Below are 19,827 nucleotides of genomic sequence, written 5' to 3'. Positions count from 1 at the left end.
CCCGGTCAGCTCCGGCCGCGCCGTGCCAGCGCCACCGCTCCCCCGCCCGCGACGAGAAGCGCGACCGCGCCGCCCGCGATGTACGGCGTCATGGAATTCCCGCCGGTCTCGGCGAGTCCCTCGTCGGCGGCCTCGCCCTGGGGCTTCACGTCGCCGGCCGGCTCGGTGCCCGGGTCGGCGCTCGGGGCGGCCTCGTCCTCGGGCTCGGCCGGGGTCTCGCAGGTGGCCTCGGCCAGGGTCAGGGTGCCCTCGACCTCGGCGACGTTCAGCTTCAACGGGTTGACAGACACCTTGAGTTCGAGGGCGGTGGCGGCGGCCGTGCGCGAGGTGTTCTCCGTCTTGGAGTAGTCCAGCCGCACGTCGCCGACGCCCGGCACCTCGACGTTCGTGGTCCCGCCGGCGGTCAGCGTCACCTTCTTACCCAGCACGGTGACGTCGCCGAGCAGGTTGGACGAGGCGGTCGGCTCCTTGCCGGCCTCGCAGGTCGCCTTGGAGGTGACCTGGCCGACCTCGATGAGCGAGAGCAACGGCAGACCGGGGACGTGGACCTTGGCGTGGGCGAGGTTGGTGTACCCCTCGGCCTTGCCGCCCTCGACCGTGGCCTTCGAGGAGGCGACCTCGGCACTCAGCACGCTGAACGGCTTTCCGCCGTCCACACCGTTCAGCTCAGCCGTCAGCGTCGCCTTTTCGGCGCTCTGCGGCGCCTGTACCTCGTTGAGCGAGACCGCGAGCGGGACGTTCACGGTCTTGTTGAGCAGGGAGACGTCGAGCCCGGTACGCAGCACGACGGCGCTCGCGCGGCCCTCGTCGCCGGTCGCGTGCGCGGGGCCGGCGGCCAGGACCAGGGGCCCTGCGGTGAGGGCGGTGGCCGTCGCGACGGTGGCGAGACGGCGTGCGGGCAGGCGGAAGTTCTTGCCGTTCAAGGTGGGGACCCCCAGAGATGACTTGCTCGGGACCCGGCAAGAATTGCGTACTGAGAGTGAAGAGTCAGCAATCCGCCAGGACTTCACTCCAACGTGACTCTCCCGTGAATGCTTTCGATTCCCTGGGCACGGATGTTCCTCGAAGTCACCCCCGTACCCCCTTCTGTGCGAGCGCTCGCGTGAACACGTGGGCGCGGGTGCGGGAGCGGGCGTCGACACCGGACTACCCGTCGTTACGCTGCGTCAACCGGCTGCCACCTACGCCGGTGCCGCGCGCGCCTTCGACGGCTACCGGGTCGCCCGCGAGGTCTTCGCCGGGACGGCCACCGGTTAGCCGACCACGTGCCCGTTCAGCACCACCCGACGAGGCGCCGCCAGCACGCGTACGTCGGCCCGCGGGTCGGATTCGTAGACGACGAGGTCGGCCGCGGCGCCCTCCTCCAGGCCCGGGCGGCCGAGCCAGGTGCGGGCCGACCAGGTCGTCGCCGCGAGGGCCTCGACGGCGGGGATGCCGGCGGTGACGAGTTCCGCGACCTCGGCCGCCACCAGGCCGTGCGGCAGGGTGCCGCCCGCGTCCGTGCCGACGAAGACCGGGATGCCGGCGTCGTAGGCGGAGCGGACCGTGTCGTAGCGGCGTTCGTGGAGCCGGCGCATATGGGCCGACCAGCGGGGGTACCTGGACTCGCCGCCGTCGGCCAGCTTCGGGAAGGTCGCGATGTTCACGAGGGTCGGGACGATCGCCACCCCGCGCTCGGCGAACAGGGGGATCAGGTCCTCCGTGAGGCCGGTGGCGTGCTCGATGCAGTCGATGCCCGCCTCGACCAGGTCGCGCAGCGAGGACTCGGCGAAGCAGTGCGCCGTCACGCGGGCGCCGAGCCGGTGGGCCTCCGCGATGCCCGCCTCGACCGCCTCGCGCGGCCAGGTGGGCGCGAGGTCCCCGAGGTCGCGGTCGATCCAGTCGCCGACCAGCTTGACCCAGCCGTCGCCGCGCCGGGCCTCCTGGGCGACGTAGGCGACCAGGTCCTCCGGCTCGATCTCGTGGGCGTAGCCGCGGATGTAGCGGCGGGTGCGGGCGATGTGCCGGCCGGCCCGGATGATCTTCGGCAGGTCCTCGCGGTCGTCGATCCAGCGGGTGTCGGAGGGCGAGCCGGCGTCGCGGATCAGCAGGGTGCCCGTCTCGCGGTCGGTCAGGGCCTGCTTCTCCGCGATGTCGTCGTCGACCGGGCCGTGCGCGCCGAGGCCCACGTGGCAGTGCGCGTCGACGAGGCCGGGCAGGGCCCAGCCCTCGACGGTCCGCACGTCACGCGCGCCCGCGGGACGGTCGTAGGAGATCCGGCCGTCGACGACCCACAGCTCGTCCCGGACGTCGTCGGGCCCGACGAGGACCCGGCCCTTCAGGTGCAGCACAACCCCGCGATCGCTCATGCACCGCACCTTAGTGACCGGCTAGTCCTTCCTGCCCACCTGGTCGGATGTCTCCTCCTCCACCTCGGCCATCGCCGGGTCGAGGAGGCGGGAGAGGAAGTGGCGGGTGCGTTCGTGCTGCGGGTCGCCGATGACCTGGTCGGGGGTGCCGTCCTCGACGATCACTCCGCCGTCCATGAAGACGACGCGGTCGGCGACCTCGCGCGCGAAGGTCATCTCGTGGGTGACGACCATCATCGTCATGCCCTCGTCGGCGAGCATGCGCATGACGGCGAGGACATCCCCCACCAGCTCCGGGTCCAGCGCCGACGTCGGCTCGTCGAACAGCATCACCGCGGGGCCCATCGCGAGGGCGCGGGCGATGGCGACGCGCTGCTGCTGGCCGCCCGAGAGGGAGGACGGGTAGGCCGCGGCCTTCTCCGACAGGCCGACCCGCTCCAGGTTCTCGGCGGCGACCTTCGCGGCCGCGGCCTTGTCCCGCTTGAGCACCCGGCGCTGCGGCAGCGTGAGGTTCTCGGTCACCGTGAGGTGCGGGAACAGGTTGAACTGCTGGAAGACCATGCCGATACGGCGGCGTACGGCGTCGATGTCGACGTCCTCGTCGGTCAGCTCGGCGCCGCCGACGAAGACCTGGCCCTTGGAGGGCTCTTCCAGGAGGTTCACGCAGCGCAGGAGGGTCGACTTGCCCGAGCCGGACGGGCCGATGACGCACACGACCTCGCCCTGGTTGATCTTCAGGTCGATGCCGCGCAGCACCTCGTTGTCGCCGAAGGACTTGTGCAGGCCGCGGACTTCGATCTCCGGGCCGGTCTTGAGAAGGCTCTCGCTCATTTCACGGCCTCCTGGGCCTTCGCCTCCATGCGGCGTACGACGAAGCCGAGCGGGATCGTGACCAGCAGGTAGCACAGGCCCGCGACCAGGATCGGCGTGGAGTTGGCGGTCTGGCTGGCCAGGTCACGGCCGAACTTGGACAGTTCCCGCTCCTCCAGCGTCACTCCGAGGAACAGCACCAGCGAGGAGTCCTTGAAGAGCAGGACGAGCTCGTTGGTCAGCGGCGGGAGGATGATCCGGAAGGCCTGCGGGATGATGATCGAGATCATGGCGCGGGCGGGCGAGAAGCCGAGCGAGCGCGCCGCCTCCATCTGCCCCTTGGGCACGGCCTGGATGCCCGCGCGGATCGTCTCGGCCATGTACGCGGCCGCCACCAGGCCGAGCGCGAGCGCGACCTTGCCGTAGGTGCCGCCCGGGATCTCCGTGCCCGGGAAGGCCAGCGGCACGGCGACACCGATGAAGATGAAGATCAGCAGGGCGGGCAGCCCGCGGAAGATCTCGATGTAGATCCCGGCGAGCCAGCGGTACGGGCCCACGGAGGACAGCCGCATCAGCGCGATCACCATGCCGAGGACCAGTCCGACGATGAAGCCGGACAGGGTGTAGAGCACGGTGTTCTTCAGCGCGAGCGTGATGACGTCCGGGAACATCTGCTCGGCGATGTCGCCCTGCGCGAACTGGTTCTGCAGACGCCCCCAGTCGGCCGCGACCGCGAAGGCGATCACGGCCGCGACGAAGACGACGTACTGGATGCCGCGCGACAGGCTGCGCTTCTGGCGCCGGGTCAGGCCCTTCTTCCTGGGCTGCTTCGGCTGCAGTTGTACGTCTGTGTCGGCCATGGGGTCAGGCGGCGGGCGAGGCAGTGGCGGCGGACTCGTCGTACGGGCCGATCCACTGCTCGTACAGCTTCTTGTACGTGCCGTCGGCCTTGGCGTCCGCGATGGCCTTGTTGATGGCCTCGCGGAGCTTGGTGTTGCCCTTCTTCACCGTGAAGCCGTACTGCTCACCGGTGTTGATCTGCTCGGCGACCTCGAAGGCGGCGGCGTTGGCCGTGTCCTTCAGCCAGCCCTGGACGACCGGGTAGTCGATGACGACCGCTTCGACCTGGCCGGTGCGCAGGCCGTTGATGACGGCGTCGGAGGACTCGAAGGAGACGGGGTCGAGGCCCTTGCTCTTGGCGTAGTCCTCGCCGGTCGTCTGCGCCTGGGCGCCGACCTTCTTGCCCTTGAGGTCCGCGAAGGAGGAGATGCCGCTCTTCTTGTCGACGAGGACGGCCTGGGTGGCCTCGAAGTACGGGTCCGAGAAGTCGACGTTCTTCTTGCGCTCCTCGGTGATCGTCATGCCGGCGGCGGCGAGGTCGCAGCTGCCGGCGTTGAGGGAGCCGCCGGTCTTGAAGTTCTCGAAGGGCTGGTCGACGATCGTCTGCTTCACACCGAGGTCGTCCGCGACCAGGTCGATGAGGGCGACGTCGAAGCCCTGCACCTTGCCGTCGATCTCCGACTGGAAGGGCGGGTACGGCAGGTGGGTGCAGGTGGTGAGCTGGCCCGCCTTGACGACCTCGACACCGCCGGCGGCCGTCTTCGTACCACTGCCGCCGCTGTCGTCGGAGGAGCAGCCGGCCACGAGCACCAGCCCGGCCGTCGCGGTGGTGGCGGCCAGAATGCGGGTCCGGCGCCCGAAGGTCGTCTTCACGGGGAGCCTCCTGTGAGGGAACTGTAGCTTCCGATTATAAGGAGAGGTTTGAGGTCCTCAAACACAACTGATGGTTAGGGGGCTGTTTGACCTAAGAAGTCGGTAGCGGGATGGGGTGTTTGGGCGCCCGGTTACGCTCGTCACATCCACCTGCGGACACCCGAGAGAGCCGAGAGAGCGACGTGAGCCCCGCCGTGAACCACCCCTTCCTGGACCTGACCCCGCTGAGCGCCTCCCGCTTTGCCGCGATCGAGGACCGGGTGGCCCGGCTGCTCGGGACCGGGCAGGACGTCGTGATCATGCAGGGTGAGGCGCTGCTGCCGCTGGAGGGGGCGATCCGGGGGACCGCCGGGCCCGGTACCACCGCACTGAACGTGATCACGGGGCCATACGGGCAGACCTTCGGGGACTGGCTGCGGGACTGCGGCGCGACGGTGATCGATCTGGCCGTGCCGTTCCACACGGCGGTCACGGCCGGTCAGATCCGGTCGGCCTTCGCCGAGCACCCCGAGATCGACTTCGTGTCCCTGGTGCACGCGGAGGCGGCCACCGGCAACACCAATCCCGTCGCCGAGATCGGTGAGGCCGTGCGGGCGAACCGGGCGCTGTTCTACCTGGACGCCGTGGCGTCGATCGGTGCGGAGCCGGTACTGCCGGACGCCTGGGGCGTCGACCTGTGCGTGATCGGGGCGCAGAAGGCGATGGGCGGTCCTGCCGGGGTGTCGGCGGTGTCGGTGAGCGAGCGGGCGTGGGCCCGGATGGCGGCGAATCCGCGGGCGCCGCGGCGGTCGTATCTGTCGCTGCTGGACTGGAAGCAGCGGTGGATCGACGGGGGCCGGAAGGCACTGCTGCACGCACCGGCACAGCTGGAGATGCTGGCGCTGGAGGCGTGCGTGGAGCGGATCGAGGCGGACGGGCTGGATGCCGTGATGGCCCGGCACCGGGACGCTGCGCTGTCCGCTCGGGCCGGGGCGGTGGCGCTGGGCGGGGGTCTGGAGCCGTATGTGCACGACGTCGCGGATGCGGCGCCGGTCGCCACGACGCTTCGGGTTCCTGCGGGGGTGGTGGCGTCCGAGGTGGTGGGCCGGGCGTTGGCGATCGATCCCGCGTTGCCGCTGGCTGCGGGGGGTGGGGCGTTGGCCAAGGAGATGATTCGGGTGAATCACTACGGGGTGGACGCGACGGTCGGTGCGGTGCGGGGGTGTGTGGCGGCGCTGGGCGCTGCGCTGGCGGAGGCCGGGCTGAAGGTGGATGTCGAGGGGGCACTGCGTGCCGTGGAGGACGCCTGGCGGTAGCCGTCGGCCGGGGCCCGTCCTTGCTCGCCCCCGCCGCCCCTTCCCGTCCCGAACCCGGGGGCTCCGCCCCCAGCCCCCCGCACCGGCCTCAGCGGCCTCGTCCTCAAACGCCGGACGGGCTGAATGGCCTGGACCGGCGCCGCGAACCGATGGCCACCCGGGCAACTGCGCCATGCTCCTGCCATGACTACCGACGCGCCCACCCACCTCCCCGACGGCCGCCCCATCCCCCTCATGACCGGCGACGAGCGGCTCATGCTCGAAAGCTGGCTCGACTTCCATCGGGCCACGCTGGAGCTGAAGTGTGCGGGGCTGGAGGACTCGCAGCTGCGGCTTGCTGCCGCCGGGCCGTCGGAGCTGACGTTGCTCGGGCTGGTGCAGCATCTCGCGGAGTGTGAGCGGAACTGGTTCCAGCGGGTGGTCGGAGGGCTGGACGTGCCACCGGTCTACGGGGAGGGGAACGAGGCCGGGTACGGCCTCGAGGCCGGGCGGGGGCTCGGCGAGGCGCTCGCGGTGTGGCGGGAGGAGATCGCTCGGGGGCGGGAGGTGTGTGCCGGGCGGGGCCTGGAGCGTGCCGGGGTGATCCAGGGCGGGCCGATGGCCGGGGTGGAGGTCAGTGTGCGGTGGGTGTTGATTCACATGATCGAGGAGTACGCGCGGCACAACGGTCACGCCGACATTCTGCGAGAGTGCATCGACGGCGTTACCGGAGCCTGAATTCAACGTAATTCCAGGAACTCTTTTAGGGGCAGCTTCCCATCTTCTTCTGCCCGCTTTCTCTGGACCTAAACGCAAAGATTCCGCGAACGCCAACCGACGTAATTCGGGCAGGTCTCGTGAGAGTTACATGGCTGTGACGCGTTCCACATCGTGACCGATTTGGGATGGATTAGCCGGGCAAACTCGGGCGTTTCGCACCCTCTCGGCGGTATCGCTCACGCCCGCGTGATAACACATCCGCCGCTCATACGTAACCCCTGACGGCAATGCAATTTTGAATTTCCCTCGGTAAATTCAATTCGCATGACTGCCGCACAAGCAGACCTGCAAATCGACCGACCGGCGGTGGCCGACGGGGCCGCGCTGTGGCGGATTGCCCGTGACTCCAAGGCCCTCGACCTCAACTCGTCGTACAGCTATCTGCTGTGGTGTCGCGACTTCGCGGGCACGTCGGCCGTCGCCCGCAACGAGCGCGGGGAGCCGGTCGGCTTCGTCACCGGATACGTACGGCCGGAGCGCCCGCACACCCTGCTCGTCTGGCAGGTGGCCGTGGACGACGCCTACCGCGGACGCGGCATCGCCGCCGCGCTGCTCGACGGGCTCGTCGCACGGATCGGTGGCGAGTACGGCGTCACGAACGTCGAGACCACCATCACACCCGGCAACACCGCCTCCGAACGCCTGTTCGGCGCCTTCGCCGAGCGGCACAGCGCCGCTCTGGAGCGGGAGGTGCTGTTCCCCACAAGCCTTTTCCCGGACGGACCGCACGACGCCGAAGTCCTGTACCGCATCGGTCCCCTCTCCCTCTGACTTCCCCCACGCAAACGAGGAGCGATTCGTCGTGACCATCACCCAGCCCGACCTCAGCGTCTTCGAGACCCTCGAGTCCGAGGTGCGCAGCTACTGCCGCGGCTGGCCCACCGTCTTCGACCGCGCGCGCGGCAGCCGTATGTACGACGAGGACGGCCACGAGTACCTGGACTTCTTCGCCGGCGCGGGCTCGCTGAACTACGGGCACAACAACCCGGTCCTGAAACGGGCCCTGATCGACTACCTGGAGCGTGACGGCGTCACGCACGGGCTCGACATGTCCACGAGCGCCAAGCGTGCCTTCCTGGAGTCCTTCCAGAACATCGTGCTGCGGCCGCGTGACCTGCCGTACAAGGTCATGTTCCCGGGCCCCACGGGCACCAACGCCGTGGAGTCGGCGCTCAAGCTGGCGCGGAAGGTGAAGGGCCGCGAGGCCATCGTGTCCTTCACCAACGCCTTCCACGGAATGTCCCTGGGCTCCCTCGCCGTGACCGGCAACGCCTTCAAGCGGGCCGGGGCGGGCGTCCCGCTCGTGCACGGCACGCCGATGCCGTTCGACAACTACTTCGACGGCACGGTCGAGGACTTCCTGTGGTTCGAGCGGCTCCTGGAGGACCAGGGCTCCGGACTCAACAAGCCCGCCGCCGTGATCGTGGAGACCGTGCAGGGCGAGGGCGGCATCAACGTCGCCCGCGCGGAGTGGCTGCGCGCCCTGTCCGAGCTGTGCGAGCGGCAGGACATGCTGCTGATCGTCGACGACATCCAGATGGGCTGCGGCCGTACCGGTGCCTTCTTCTCCTTCGAGGAGGCGGGCATCACCCCGGACATCGTCACCGTGTCCAAGTCCATCAGCGGCTACGGACTGCCCATGTCGCTGTGCCTGTTCAAGCCCGAGCTGGACATCTGGGAGCCGGGCGAGCACAACGGCACCTTCCGCGGCAACAACCCCGCCTTCGTCACCGCCACCGCCGCGCTGGAGACGTACTGGACCGACGGGTCCGCGATGGAGAAGCAGACCCGCAAGCGCGGCGAGCAGATCGAGCAGGCGTTCATCTCCATCACCGAGGAGAACCTCGCCGACGTGCGGGAGTACCGCGGGCGCGGGCTCGTGTGGGGCCTGGAGTTCCACGACAAGGAGCGCGCCGGACGAGTGGCGAAGCGCGCCTTCGAGCTGGGTCTGCTCATCGAGACGTCGGGCCCCGAGAGCGAGGTCGTGAAGCTGCTTCCGGCACTCACGATCACCCCGGACGAGCTGGACGAGGGTCTGAGCATCCTCGCCCGCGCCGTGCGGGAAACCATCTGAAACACCACCTAGGAGGCATCGCAGCACCGTGATCGTCCGTTCGTTCAAGGAGATCGAAGGCACCGACCGCCACGTCAAATCGGCGTCCGGTACCTGGGAGAGCAAACGCATCGTCCTCGCCAAGGAGAGGGTCGGCTTCTCGCTGCACGAGACGATCCTGTACGCGGGTACGGAGACGTCGATGTGGTACGCGAACCACATCGAGGCCGTCGTCTGCGTCGAGGGCGAGGCCGAGCTGACCGACCACGAGACCGGGCGGACGCACGCGATCACGCCCGGGACCATGTACCTCCTGGACGGGCACGAGAGGCACACGCTGCGGGTCAAGAAGGACTTCCGCTGCATCTGCGTCTTCAACCCGCCCGTGACCGGCCGGGAGGACCACGACGAGAACGGCGTATACCCGTTGCTCACCGAGCCCGAGGAGGTGTGAGAAACCCATGACCACCGTCACCGATCTCTACCCCAGCCGCGGCGCCACCGAGGTGTCGACCCCGCGCCAGGACCCCGTTGTGTGGGGCTCCCCCGACACGCCGGGGCCGATCGGGGCCACCGAACTCCAGTCGTTCGAGCGCGACGGCTTCCTGGCCGTCGACCAGCTCATCACGGACGACGAGGTGGCCGTCTACGCACAGGAGTTGGAGCGGCTGGTCACCGACCCGGCGATCCGTGCCGACGAGCGGTCGATCATCGAGCCGCAGTCCAAGGAGATCCGGTCCGTCTTCGAAGTGCACAAGATCAGTGAGGTGTTCGCCTCCCTCGTGCGCGACGAGCGGGTCGTCGGCCGGGCTCGCCAGATCCTCGGCTCGGACGTGTACGTCCACCAGTCGCGGATCAACGTCAAGCCGGGCTTCGGGGCCAGTGGGTTCTACTGGCACTCCGACTTCGAGACCTGGCATGCCGAGGACGGTCTGCCGAACATGCGGACGGTGTCCGTCTCGATCGCGCTGACCGAGAACTACGACACCAACGGCGGGCTCATGATCATGCCCGGCTCCCACCGGACCTACCTCGGGTGCGCGGGGGCCACGCCGAAGGACAACTACAAGAAGTCCCTCCAGATGCAGGACGCGGGCACGCCGTCCGACGAGGCGCTGACGAAGATGGCCTCCGAGTACGGCATCAAGCTCTTCACGGGCAAGGCCGGTTCGGCGACCTGGTTCGACTGCAACTGCATGCACGGCTCCGGCGACAACATCACGCCGTTCCCGCGCAGCAACGTGTTCATCGTCTTCAACAGCGTCGAGAACACGGCCGTCGAGCCCTTCGCGGCCCCGATCCGCCGCCCGGAGTTCATTGGGGCGCGGGACTTCACCCCGGTGAAGTGACCTCGCGCCCGTGAGGTGACCCGCCCGTGAGGTGACCCTCACAGCCACGCCAGCGACGCGGCACGCTCCAGTACGTTCTGGGCGGCGGCCGCGTCGCCGGTGGTGCCTCTTGGGACCGTGGCCGGGGAGCGCCGGCCGCCGACCAGGAGGCAGAAGTCGAGGGGGTCGAGGGTGAGTTCGGTCTGTACGGGCTCGTCCTCGGAACCCAGCACCCATTCCTCGCCCCCGGTGACCGAGAAGAGCACCGGGGGCGCGGTGGGTCCCAGGGACAGGCCGAGGATGCGGACGGCGAGGCGGATCAGCTGCCTCAGGTGCTGTTCGGGCGGCGGCGGGACCGTGAGGCCGAGCGCGCGGCCGATGTCGTCGGTGTGGATCCAGGTCTCGAAGGCGCGCACCAGGAAGTGCTCGGCGACGGGCAGCCGCAGCCCCATCAACGTCACGGCCCGGGCGGCGAGTTCGACGTCGTGGGCCTCGGATGCGCCGAGCAAGTCGTCCGCCTGCGCGGCCCAGTCGGCCACGGTCTCGTCCGGCGTACGGCCGTGCTCATGGGCGATGACCTCCGCCGTACGGCGGTTCCAGGCGTCCTCCCACCGCGGGCCTTCCTCGACCGGCGTGGGCGGCACTCGGGAGCCCGCGCCGAGCCGGGCGGCCAGGTGCTCGTCGGCGGCGAGGAGGTGGGCAACGGTGGCGTGCGCGTCCCAGTCGTGCACGACCGGCGTGGCCCAGCGGCCCGCGAGCTCGGGCAGCAGCGCCTTCAGCCCGGCGACGGCCGCGGCGTAGGGCGCGGCGTGTGCGGCGACGCCGGGGCCGGCGGCCGGGCGCGTGCTCAGGGCGAGGGACAGCGCGGGCGGCGCTCCGTCGGCCGGCCACCCGGCGGGAGCCCGCAGCGGCGGCCCCTCCAGCAGCCGTACCGTCTCCCGCAGCCGCGCCGCCTCCGCCGCGCAGCTCTCGCACTCGGCGAGGTGCGCCGGGACCGCCTTCTCCTCGGCCGGTTCGAGGGCGCCGAAGGCCCACGCGGCCAGCAGCTCACGTACCGCCTCGTGATCGTCGGTCACCGCGCGCCTTCTCTCCGTGCCCGTGCCCGGTTCGTCCCCTCTCGCCATCATGCGCCTCTTTCGAGCGCCGGGTCCGGTGGGCCGGCCAAAGGCTCGGCCGAGGTGCGCGGGGCGGTACGCAGCCTGTCGGCGATGGCCTGGAGCGCCGAGTCGTCGCCCCGGCGTTCTCGCGGTGCCGGGCGAGGACCTCCCGTGCCAGGACCTCGGCGGCGGCCACGCCTGCTCATCGTCCCCGCGCCCCTTGAGCGGCTGCGCCGGTCCCGAGGGGCCCGTGGTTCAGGAAGACAGGACGTCCAGCAACCGGTCGACGTCTTCCGGGGTGTTGTAGAGGTGGAAGGCCGCGCGCAGGTTGCCCGTGCGGTCGGAGACCTGGATGCCGGCCGCGCTCAACTCGGTCTGGCGGTGGCCGAGTCCGGGCACCGACACGATCGCCGAGCCGGGGGCCGGCACCGGTGCGTGGCCGAGCGTGGCGAGTCCCGCGCGGAAGCGGCCGGCGAGGGCGAGGTCGTGGGCCTGGATGGCGCTCACGCCGAGTTCCTCGATCAGCTCCAGGGAGGTGCGCAGCCCGGCGAAGGTGAAGAGGCCGGGGCTGATGTCGAAGCGGCGTGCGGAGCGGGCGAGGTTCTCGACGGGGCCGTAGCAGCTGTCCCAGGGGACCTCCCCGGCGACCCAGCCGGCGAGCAGCGGGGTCAGCCCGCCGAAGTCCTCGGGGACGACGCAGAACGCGGCTCCGTGCGGGCCCATGAGCCACTTGAAGCCGACGGCGGCGAGGAAGTCGTACTCACCGGCCTCCATCGGCAGCCATCCGGCCGACTGGGAGGCGTCGACATAGGTGCGCGCCCCGTGTGCGCGGGCCGCCGCGCACACCGCGGGCAGGTCGGCGACGCGGCCGTCGGCGGACTGCGCGGAGCTGACGGCGACGAGCGCGGTGTCCGGGCGGACGGACTCGGCGAGACGGTCCAGCGGGACGGCGCGTACCTTGAGGTCGCCGCGCATGTGGAAGGGGTTCACGAGGGAGGCGAAGTCGGCCTCCGCAGTGAGGACTTCGGCTCCGGCCGGCAGCGAGGCGGCGATCAGCCCGCCGTACTCGGCGACCGAGGCCCCGGTCGCGACCCGCTCGACGGGGACGCCTGCCAGCCGGGCGAAGGAGGCGCGGACGGCCTCCACGTCCTCGTACAGCGGGCCGAGCGGCGTGCCCTCGGCCCGCATCCGCACCGCCTGCTGCACGGCCGTCACGGTGCGGGCCGGCAGCAGGCCGTTGCTCGCGGTGTTGAGATAGACGTTCTTCGGGGCGAACTCGGCACGGACGAGGGTCTCGAAGGTCTCCATGGCTCCACTCTGAGCCCTCGGCACCTCTCGGTCCATTGCGATTCTTTACGTGGTTTCGCCAAGCGACGCTTATGGATCGGCCCTGACCTGCGCGTTCGGTCAGTGCTGCGGCACCGCGCAGCCGTCCGGACCGCATGCGTCCGCGTCGCCCTGGTCGATCAGCGTCAACGGCGACCGCTCGCCCCACGCCTGCGTGAGCGCCTGCTCGAAGACCTCGGCGGGCTGGGCGCCGGAGACGCCGAACTTGCGGTCGAGTACGAAGAACGGCACCCCGGTGGCGCCGAGCTGGGCGGCCTCGCGCTCGTCGGCGCGGACCTCGTCGGCGTAGGCGTCCGGGTCGGCGAGGACCTTGCGGGCGTCGTCGGCGTCGAGGCCGGCGGCGACGGCCAGCTCCACGAGCCGCTCCTCGCCCTCGGCAAAGACGGACCGCTCCTCGGCGAAGTTCGCCCGGTAGAAGATCTGGATCAGTGCGTCCTGCTTGCCCTGCTCCTTGGCGAGGTGCAGGAGCCGGTGCATGTCGAAGGTGTTGCCGTGGTCGCGGCCCTCGGTGCGGTAGTCGAGCCCCTCCGCGGCAGCCTGCGCGCCGAGGTTCGCCTCGCCCGCCTGGGCCTGCGCCTCGCTCATGCCGTACTTCCTGGTGAGCATCGTGATCACGGGCTGGATGTCGCCCTTGGCGCGCCCGGGGTCCAGCTCGAACGAGCGGTGCACCACCTCGACCTGCTCGCGGTGTGGGAAGGCCTGAAGCGCCTTCTCGAAGCGGGCCTTGCCCACATAGCACCAGGGGCAGGCGATGTCGCTCCAGATCTCGACGCGCATGTCTGTGGCTCTCTCCAGGTCGTACGGAAACGGAGACACCCTCCGCAGACTGGCTGAACGTTCAAGCAGCGGGGTTCATTCCCCGGTCACGCAGAAGCGCAGGTTCAGGCGGCGGTCGCCCTCGGCGGGCGGGTCGTCGGGGTCGGGCAGCCAGCCCCGGCCGGCGTAGAAGGTCTGCGCACTTCGGTTGTCCACGTGCACGTCCAGCACGGCCGCGCGCTTGCGGTCGGCCTGCCACTCCTCCACGCAGGCCGCGTGGAGGGCGGTGCCGACGCCATGGCCCCGGCGGTCGGGGTCGACATGGAACTGGAACAGCTTGACCGTGTCGGCAGGGGTGCCCTCGGGGGTGCGGAAGGACGCGACGGCGACGATCCGGCCCTGCTCGACCACGCACAGCACATGACCCTCGGGCCGCTCGATGGCGGCGGACCAGGCGGCGGACGACTCGGTCCCCTCCTCCGGGATGCCGTCCGGGTGGTACGCCGCCCGGACGCGCGCGTGCAGCGCGGCGACGGTCTCCGCCTCGGCGGGCACGACGGTACGGATCACCCGGGCCGCGGTCACTCTGTCACCGATCATGCAACCGAGGACGTGACCCCGGCCGCTTCGGTTCCGGCCACGCCCGCGGTTGCGAGCCGGCTGAACTGCGCCCGGTAGCCGCTCGGCGTCAGCCCGGTACGGCGGACCAGATGCCCCCGCAGCGAGTCGGCCGTGCCCAGCCCGCAGGCGCGGGCCACCTGGTCCATGGGCAGGGCGGTGGTCTCCAGCAGCTCCTTGGCGCGCTCGATGCGCTGATGGAGCAGCCACTGCAGCGGGCTCACCCCGCTCTCGGCGTGGAACCGGCGGGTGAGGGTGCGGACGCTGACGCCGGCGTGGCGGGCCAGGTCGGTGAGGGTGAGCGGTTTGTCGAGGTTGCGCATGGCCCAGCCGCGGGTGTCGGCGCAGGCGTTGCCGCGCTCGGGCGGCAACGGGGTCTGCGTGAACTGGGTCTGGCCGCCCGGCCGCACGGGCGCGACGAGGGCACGCCGGGCGACCTCGTTGGCGACGGCGGCGCCGTAGTCGGTGCGGATGATGTGCAGGCACAGGTCGATGCCGGCGGCGTAGCCGGACGAGGTGAGGTACGGCCCGTCCTGCACATAGAGCACATCGCCCCGCAGGTCGACGTGCGGGTAGCGGCGGCGCAGCTCCTCGGCGTGTGCCCAGTACGTGGTGGCGCGGCGCCCCTGCAGCAGGCCCGCCTCGGCGAGTTGGAAGGCGCCGGTGCACAGGGACGCGATGCGTTTGCCGGCGTCGGCCGCGTCGCGGACGGCGGCGACGATACGCGACTCCGGCTCGAAGGGTTCCCCGGTCCCGGCGACGAGCACGGTGTCCGCCTCGCGCACGGCGTCGAGTCCGTGCCGTACGTACAGGTCGAGCCCGCCGCTGGTGGGCACCGGTCCCGGCTCGGCCGCGCAGATGACCACCTCGTAGCCCGGCCGCCCGGCCACCTCGACCTTGCCGAACAGCATCTCCGGGATGGCGAGGTTGAACATCGAGACCGGCGACGGTGCGACGACGGCGATGCGGTGCGGGGCACGCGACTGGGGCATGGCCAGAACCTCCGGGAGCATGGCATTTTGGCCACTACTCTACGATGGCGTGGATCCGCAGCATGGAGGGCATGTCCACGAACCAGACCCTCAAGGGCGACGAACTCGCCCTCTCACCCGGCGGGTTGGGGCCCAAGAGGCCGTCCAAGGCCCTCACCCTCACCGCCGGCCTCCTCGGCTTCGCGCTGGTCTGCCTCGACGCGTCCATCGTGAACGTGGCCCTGCCCGCGATCGGTTCCTCCCTCGGGGGCGGAATGTCCGGGCTCCAGTGGGTCGTGGACGCCTACACGCTGGCGTTCGCCGCGCTGATGCTGTCCACCGGCGCGTTCTCGGACCGGGTCGGGGCGAGCCGGGCGTACGCGATCGGCGCCGCCGTGTTCACGCTCGCCTCGGCGGCCTGCGGTCTGGCGCCGAACCTGCCGGCGCTGATCGGCGCGCGGGTGGTGCAGGGCATGGCGGCGGCCGTCGTGCTCCCGGCCTCGCTGGCGCTGGTGCGGCAGGCGTACGCCGATCCGGCGCGGCGCGCCCGTGCGGTGGCGGTGTGGGCGGCGGGCGGGTCGGCGGCGGTGGCGCTGGGCCCGGTGGCGGGCGGTGTGCTGACCACGGCCTGGGACTGGCGCGGGATCTTCTTCGTCAACCTTCCCGTCGGCGCGCTGATCCTCGTGCTGCTGGTGCGGGCCCCGCGCTCGCAGCGCCGTCCGGCACCGCTGGACCTGCCCGGCCAGGTGACGGCGGTGGTGGCGCTCACGGCGCTGACGTTCGCGGTGATCGAGGGCGGCACTGCGGGCTGGGCGGCGCTGGCGGTGGCCGTGCTGGCGGTGGTGGCGTTCCTCCGGGTCGAGGCACGTCACCCGCACCCGGTCGTCCCGCTGAGCCTGTTCCGCAACCGGACGGTCGCGGTGACGGTCGCCGCGGGGGCGGCGGTCAGCGTGGCCTTCTACAGCATGGTGTTCGTCTTCTCGCTCTTCTTCCAGCAGGTACAGGGCCGTTCGGCGCTCCAGGCCGGGCTGATGTTCCTGCCGATGACGGGTCTGATCGCGGTGACGAACGTGGTGGCGGGCAAGCTCGCGGGACGCCACGGCGCCCGGCTGCCCATGCTGGTGGGGCAGGGCCTGGCCGTCGCGGGCCTGCTCGCGATGCTGTATGTCGACGCGGACACGCCTCCGGTGCTGGTGGCCCTGCTCCTCGTCCCCATGGCGCTGGGCTGCGCGCTGACGGTGCCGCCGCTCACCGCGGCGATGATGGACGCCGTACCCGCCGAACGGGCGGGCCTGGCGGCCGGCGTGCTCAACGCGGCGCGGCAGATGGCCGGGGCGCTGGGCATCGCCGTCTTCGGGGCGCTGATCTCGGACGGGTTCGTGGCGGGGATGCGGCTGAGCCTGGGGATCAGCGCGGCCCTGCTCGCGGTGACGGGTCTGCTCAGCTTCCGTCTCGCAGGTCCTTCGGCCAGTCGGGCCTGAACTCGAGGTGGTCGTACGTCACCACGCACCCCTCCCCCATCGGTGACTGGGTCATGAAGCCGACGAGGGCCGCCCCGGTCTCCTCCTCGTCGCCGAGGGTGAAGAGCCGGACGAAGGTCCACCGCTCGCCGTCGCGGGAGGCGTGGAAGGCGAAGGCACGGCCGGTCCGGCTCACCCGCATCCACACCGAACTCCCGTCCACGGTGAAGGAGTTGGCGTCGTCGGAGTGGCCCCGGGTGACGACCGTGCAGACGGTGGGCACGTCCGGGGAGTACTCCAGGCACAGCTTGGCCCAGGCCCGCTCGCCGACGTGGACGTAGAGCACCCCGGCGTCGAAGGCGCCCGCGAATCCGACGGTGACGCGGGCGATCAGCTGGAAGTCGCCTTCGGGCGCCCCGAGCAGCCGGGGCGCGTCGGAGGCGGCGTCCAGGGCCTCCCCGGTGGGCGGCACGAAACGGTCCTGCCTGGCACCGGCCCAGCCGGAGAGCATGCCGTCCTCGTAGGACCAGTGGCCGTCGGGGCCGTAGGTGCGCAGCGGGAAAGGCAGTTCGGGGAGTTTCAGGTCCATGGCGGGATTCTTCCAGGCGGGGCGCGGCCGCGGGGGCCCCAGGGGGTCCCGGTCAGCGCGACTGGAGTACGTCCAGGGCCACGGCCTGGGCGATGGCGAGGCGCAGGTCGAGATCGGGCGAGGCCACGTCGACGAGATAGCGGTCGCGCAGGCCTATCTTCTTGTCCACGCTCATCACCTGCTTGTCGCCCGAGGTGAAGTCGAAGTGGTACGGCCACACGAACGGCACCAGGTCGAGCGGCAGCAGCTCCCAGACCCGGCGCAGCACGGCCACGACCCGGTTGCGCTCCCGCCCGACGGCGGCGACAGAGCCCGGCTGGTCCAGTTCCCATGTCGAGCGCAGCAGGGAGGCGGCGAACTTCTTGCGGAACGTGCCGACGGGGTTGTCCGCGGCGTCCCGCACGTCGTAGACGGCGCCGACGTCGAGGACCTGACGGGCCTGGGCCGTGAACAGGACGCGGTTCTTGGACTCGTCGGTGTAGAAGGTCATCCGCTCCTTGAGCGTCATCCGCTTCTGCTCGGCGAAGGCGAGGACCCGGCCTTCGGAGCCGTCGGGCAGCGTCTCGGCCACGACATACCGGTTGATCATGAAGGTGGTCTTCTGCCGGATGGTGAAACGCTCGTTCGCCTGCCGTCGCGCACTGTCCACTGTTCCGCTCCCCGAGCCGGTGGTCCCTGCCGCCGGCTCCGTCGTCCGGCGGATCCATCCTCACCGCGCGATGCGGCCCGGGGCAGTCTCCGTAAGTCGTCGTCCGCAGCGACCAAAGATGACGGCTGCGCCGGGAGCGGGGTGTTCACTTTCGTCGTTCGGGGGTGCGCCGAAGGGCGGATGCGGGCCCCGCGGGCGGCTGTCTATCGTCTGCGCGTGGACGTAGCAGTGATACCCCGTACCGACCGCCCGCTCCGCGCCCGGCTCCTCGCCGCCTCCCCGTGGCCCCGTAAGCGGATCATCGGGGAGGTCGTGCTCACCGTCGTGCTCTCCGTAACGGCGGGCCTCTTCGACGGCGATGCCGGATTCGGAGCGCGGGGCGTCGCCGTGGGCCTGGCCGTCGCCGTACTGTCGCTGGCCCGCCGCTCGCTGCCGGCGACGGTGCTGCTCGCCTCGTCGGCCATGGCCGGGGCCGTGGGCGGCGCGGCGCCGCTGCTGATGTACGCGAGCTGGTCGGCGGGCAGCCGCATCATGCGTCCCGGGCGGGCGCTGGCCGCGTACGCCGCGGGTTTCGTCCTCTACCTCGCTGTGGGCGTCCACAGCGCTGCCGGCGAGGAGTTCCAGCTGTCGCTGCTCATGACGGCCGCGCTGGCAGCGGGCACGTTTCTGGCGATGGTGATCGTGCCGGGGCTCGCCTCCCGCTATCGCGCCCAGCGTCACGCGCTGCTCGACGCCCTGCGGCGGCACAACACCCAGCTGGTGCGCGAGCAGGCGATGGTGGCGCGGCAGGCCCGCCTCCTCGAACGGCAGCGCATCGCCCAGGACATGCACGACAGCCTCGGCCACCAGCTCGCCCTGATCGCCGTGCACACCGGGGCGCTGGAGGTGGACCCGGAGCTGGGCGAACGGCAGCGGGAGGGGGTGGGCATCCTCCGGGAGGCCTCCAGGGCGGCGATGCAGGAGCTGCGCGAGGCGGTCGGCATCCTGCGGGACGGCGTCGAGGCGCCGGCCGGGCAGCGGCCGCACCAGGCCGACGCCGAGCCTCCGACGGCCCGCGTGGCGGCCGCCGTCGACGGTCTCGTCGAGGCGTCGCGGGCCGCGGGCGCGGCGATCGAGCTGCACCGCTCCGGCACCGTACGTCCCCTGGCGCCCGCCGCCGACCACGCGGCGTACCGCATCGCCCAGGAGGGCCTGACCAACGCGCACAAGCATGCGCCGGGCGCCCCCATCACGGTGGCCCTGCGCTATGAACCGGACAGCCTGGTGGTCGAGGTGGCCAACGGGCCCGTGCCGGCCGGGGCGCCGGCGGCCCCGCCCGCGGTGAGCGGCGGCCAGGGCCTGGCGGGCCTGCGGGAGAGGGCACGGCTGGTCGGCGGCATGGTGCACACCGGCCCCGGCCCCGACGGCGGCTTCCGCCTCGCCGGTGTGCTGCCCTACGGCGGCGGTGGCGAGACCGGGCCCCGCCCGGACGGCGCGACCTCCGTCGCCTCGGACGACGACTTTCGGGGGCAGTGCGGCGGGGGCGCGGCGGGCGACGGTGGAGCGGTCATCGACCGTTCCGATCCGCAAGGGGAGTTCGCCGCCATCATGAGCAGCAAGAAGAAGGTCGCCCTCGGCTGTGCCGTCACCTCCGTCGTCCTCGTCGTGGGCGTTCTCGCCCTCGGGGCCTGGGGGTTGATGGCGCTGTTCGACGAGGTGGAGAGCGGCACCATATCCGCGAAGGTGTACAAGTCCGCGAAGGTCGGCGACGCCGAGAAGGACGTGAAGGCCAAGCTGCCGGAGGGCAGTTCCCTGCTCACCGAGGGCCAGGAGAAGAACGGCCCGCCGCTGCCCGAGGGTGCGGCGTGCCGGCACTATCTGGACATCGACGACGACATCGTCTACCGGTTCTGCTTCCGCGACGGGAAGCTGGTCGCCAAGGAGTCCTACAAGGACGAGATCTGAACGGCGGCAACCAGGTCGCACAGGTGACCGGATCGGGCATGATGGCGGGGCTTTGCCATCCGCTCATCACACCGACACCGTGCAGGAGGC

21 protein-coding genes are annotated in these 19,827 nt (G+C 71.1%); 9 read left to right on the top strand and 12 right to left on the bottom strand.

The genetic code is table 11. The annotated features are described in order from the left end of the window. Positions 1 to 5: 5 nt before the first annotated feature. Positions 6 to 923, bottom strand: a complete 918-nt coding sequence (locus OHT51_RS32695; RefSeq protein WP_328882508.1) for an SCO1860 family LAETG-anchored protein — start codon at positions 921 to 923, stop codon at positions 6 to 8. A 187-nt stretch (positions 924 to 1,110) separates the two neighbouring features. Between OHT51_RS32695 and OHT51_RS32690 the strand changes: the two genes are divergently transcribed. Then, complete coding sequence (locus OHT51_RS32690; RefSeq protein ID WP_328882507.1) at positions 1,111 to 1,257, top strand: hypothetical protein; 147 nt, start codon at positions 1,111 to 1,113, stop codon at positions 1,255 to 1,257. Here the strand turns inward: OHT51_RS32690 and OHT51_RS32685 are convergent. The 4 genes from OHT51_RS32685 to OHT51_RS32670 are packed head-to-tail and all read right to left on the bottom strand — an operon-like array spanning position 1,254 to position 4,871. Beyond that, complete coding sequence (locus tag OHT51_RS32685; RefSeq protein WP_328882506.1) at positions 1,254 to 2,348, bottom strand: amidohydrolase family protein; 1,095 nt, start codon at positions 2,346 to 2,348, stop codon at positions 1,254 to 1,256. The genes OHT51_RS32690 and OHT51_RS32685 overlap by 4 nt on opposite strands. A 21-nt stretch (positions 2,349 to 2,369) precedes the next feature. Next, entirely contained in the window at positions 2,370 to 3,179 is an 810-nt protein-coding gene (locus OHT51_RS32680) for an amino acid ABC transporter ATP-binding protein (RefSeq protein ID WP_328882505.1), read from the bottom strand. Beyond that, on the bottom strand, positions 3,176 to 4,018 hold the full coding sequence (locus OHT51_RS32675) for an amino acid ABC transporter permease (protein WP_328882504.1): 843 nt from the start codon (positions 4,016 to 4,018) through the stop codon (positions 3,176 to 3,178). The genes OHT51_RS32680 and OHT51_RS32675 overlap by 4 nt, the downstream gene beginning before the upstream one ends. A gap of 4 nt (positions 4,019 to 4,022) precedes the next feature. Then, on the bottom strand, positions 4,023 to 4,871 hold the full coding sequence (locus tag OHT51_RS32670) for an ABC transporter substrate-binding protein (RefSeq protein ID WP_328882503.1): 849 nt from the start codon (positions 4,869 to 4,871) through the stop codon (positions 4,023 to 4,025). Between the two features lie 194 nt (positions 4,872 to 5,065). On the opposite strand from OHT51_RS32670, the gene OHT51_RS32665 reads away from it, so the two are divergent. The 6 genes from OHT51_RS32665 (at position 5,066) to thpD (ending at position 10,327) form a co-directional block, all read left to right on the top strand. Continuing rightward, positions 5,066 to 6,166, top strand: a complete 1,101-nt coding sequence (locus OHT51_RS32665; protein ID WP_328884520.1) for a pyridoxal-phosphate-dependent aminotransferase family protein — start codon at positions 5,066 to 5,068, stop codon at positions 6,164 to 6,166. A 183-nt stretch (positions 6,167 to 6,349) separates the two neighbouring features. Continuing rightward, positions 6,350 to 6,883, top strand: coding sequence for a DinB family protein (locus tag OHT51_RS32660; protein ID WP_328882502.1), 534 nt, complete (start codon positions 6,350 to 6,352; stop codon positions 6,881 to 6,883). Between the two features lie 306 nt (positions 6,884 to 7,189). After that, complete coding sequence (gene ectA / locus OHT51_RS32655) at positions 7,190 to 7,696, top strand: diaminobutyrate acetyltransferase (RefSeq protein WP_328882501.1); 507 nt, start codon at positions 7,190 to 7,192, stop codon at positions 7,694 to 7,696. A 31-nt stretch (positions 7,697 to 7,727) separates the two neighbouring features. Further along, on the top strand, positions 7,728 to 8,999 hold the full coding sequence (gene ectB, locus OHT51_RS32650; protein WP_328882500.1) for a diaminobutyrate--2-oxoglutarate transaminase: 1,272 nt from the start codon (positions 7,728 to 7,730) through the stop codon (positions 8,997 to 8,999). Between the two features lie 28 nt (positions 9,000 to 9,027). After that, positions 9,028 to 9,432, top strand: coding sequence for an ectoine synthase (locus OHT51_RS32645; protein ID WP_328882499.1), 405 nt, complete (start codon positions 9,028 to 9,030; stop codon positions 9,430 to 9,432). Positions 9,433 to 9,439: 7 nt separating this feature from the next. Then, positions 9,440 to 10,327 carry an ectoine hydroxylase gene (gene thpD / locus OHT51_RS32640; RefSeq protein WP_328882498.1) on the top strand — a complete coding sequence of 296 codons (888 nt, stop codon included), beginning with the start codon at positions 9,440 to 9,442 and terminating at the stop codon, positions 10,325 to 10,327. Between the two features lie 38 nt (positions 10,328 to 10,365). Here the strand turns inward: thpD and OHT51_RS32635 are convergent, their stop codons facing one another. The 5 genes from OHT51_RS32635 to OHT51_RS32615 form a co-directional block, all read right to left on the bottom strand. Further along, positions 10,366 to 11,382 (bottom strand): maleylpyruvate isomerase family mycothiol-dependent enzyme, encoded by a 1,017-nt coding sequence (locus OHT51_RS32635; RefSeq protein WP_328882497.1) that lies wholly within the window; start codon positions 11,380 to 11,382, stop codon positions 10,366 to 10,368. A 276-nt stretch (positions 11,383 to 11,658) separates the two neighbouring features. Continuing rightward, entirely contained in the window at positions 11,659 to 12,711 is a 1,053-nt protein-coding gene (locus OHT51_RS32630) for an aminotransferase class V-fold PLP-dependent enzyme (protein ID WP_328882496.1), read from the bottom strand. 99 nt (positions 12,712 to 12,810) lie between these two features. Continuing rightward, complete coding sequence (locus OHT51_RS32625; protein WP_328882495.1) at positions 12,811 to 13,527, bottom strand: DsbA family oxidoreductase; 717 nt, start codon at positions 13,525 to 13,527, stop codon at positions 12,811 to 12,813. Positions 13,528 to 13,602: 75 nt separating this feature from the next. Further along, the gene (locus OHT51_RS32620) at positions 13,603 to 14,106 is read right to left on the bottom strand and encodes a GNAT family N-acetyltransferase (RefSeq protein ID WP_328882494.1); all 504 of its coding nucleotides are present in this window, start codon (positions 14,104 to 14,106) and stop codon (positions 13,603 to 13,605) included. Next, positions 14,103 to 15,116: a GlxA family transcriptional regulator gene (locus tag OHT51_RS32615; RefSeq protein ID WP_328882493.1), complete on the bottom strand. Its 1,014-nt coding sequence runs from the start codon at positions 15,114 to 15,116 to the stop codon at positions 14,103 to 14,105. The genes OHT51_RS32620 and OHT51_RS32615 overlap by 4 nt, the downstream gene beginning before the upstream one ends. Before the next feature lie 71 nt (positions 15,117 to 15,187). Between OHT51_RS32615 and OHT51_RS32610 the strand changes: the two genes are divergently transcribed. Beyond that, positions 15,188 to 16,576, top strand: coding sequence for an MFS transporter (locus OHT51_RS32610; protein ID WP_328882492.1), 1,389 nt, complete (start codon positions 15,188 to 15,190; stop codon positions 16,574 to 16,576). On the opposite strand, the gene OHT51_RS32605 is transcribed toward OHT51_RS32610, so the two are convergent. Together OHT51_RS32605 and OHT51_RS32600 are read right to left on the bottom strand one after the other, a co-directional pair. Beyond that, positions 16,536 to 17,144, bottom strand: a complete 609-nt coding sequence (locus OHT51_RS32605; RefSeq protein ID WP_328882491.1) for a DUF1349 domain-containing protein — start codon at positions 17,142 to 17,144, stop codon at positions 16,536 to 16,538. The two genes, OHT51_RS32610 and OHT51_RS32605, sit on opposite strands and share 41 nt — an antisense overlap. A 52-nt stretch (positions 17,145 to 17,196) precedes the next feature. Beyond that, positions 17,197 to 17,793, bottom strand: a complete 597-nt coding sequence (locus OHT51_RS32600) for a hypothetical protein (RefSeq protein WP_328882490.1) — start codon at positions 17,791 to 17,793, stop codon at positions 17,197 to 17,199. A 180-nt stretch (positions 17,794 to 17,973) separates the two neighbouring features. On the opposite strand from OHT51_RS32600, the gene OHT51_RS32595 reads away from it, so the two are divergent. Beyond that, on the top strand, positions 17,974 to 19,737 hold the full coding sequence (locus tag OHT51_RS32595; RefSeq protein WP_328882489.1) for a sensor histidine kinase: 1,764 nt from the start codon (positions 17,974 to 17,976) through the stop codon (positions 19,735 to 19,737). Positions 19,738 to 19,827: the final 90 nt, after the last annotated feature.

The sequence above is a fragment of the Streptomyces sp. NBC_00299 genome (genome assembly GCF_036173045.1).
GTDB lineage: Bacteria > Actinomycetota > Actinomycetes > Streptomycetales > Streptomycetaceae > Streptomyces > Streptomyces machairae.
The sequence above is the reverse complement of the archived record's forward strand: the minus strand, read 5'-3'. Positions and strand labels throughout refer to the sequence as shown.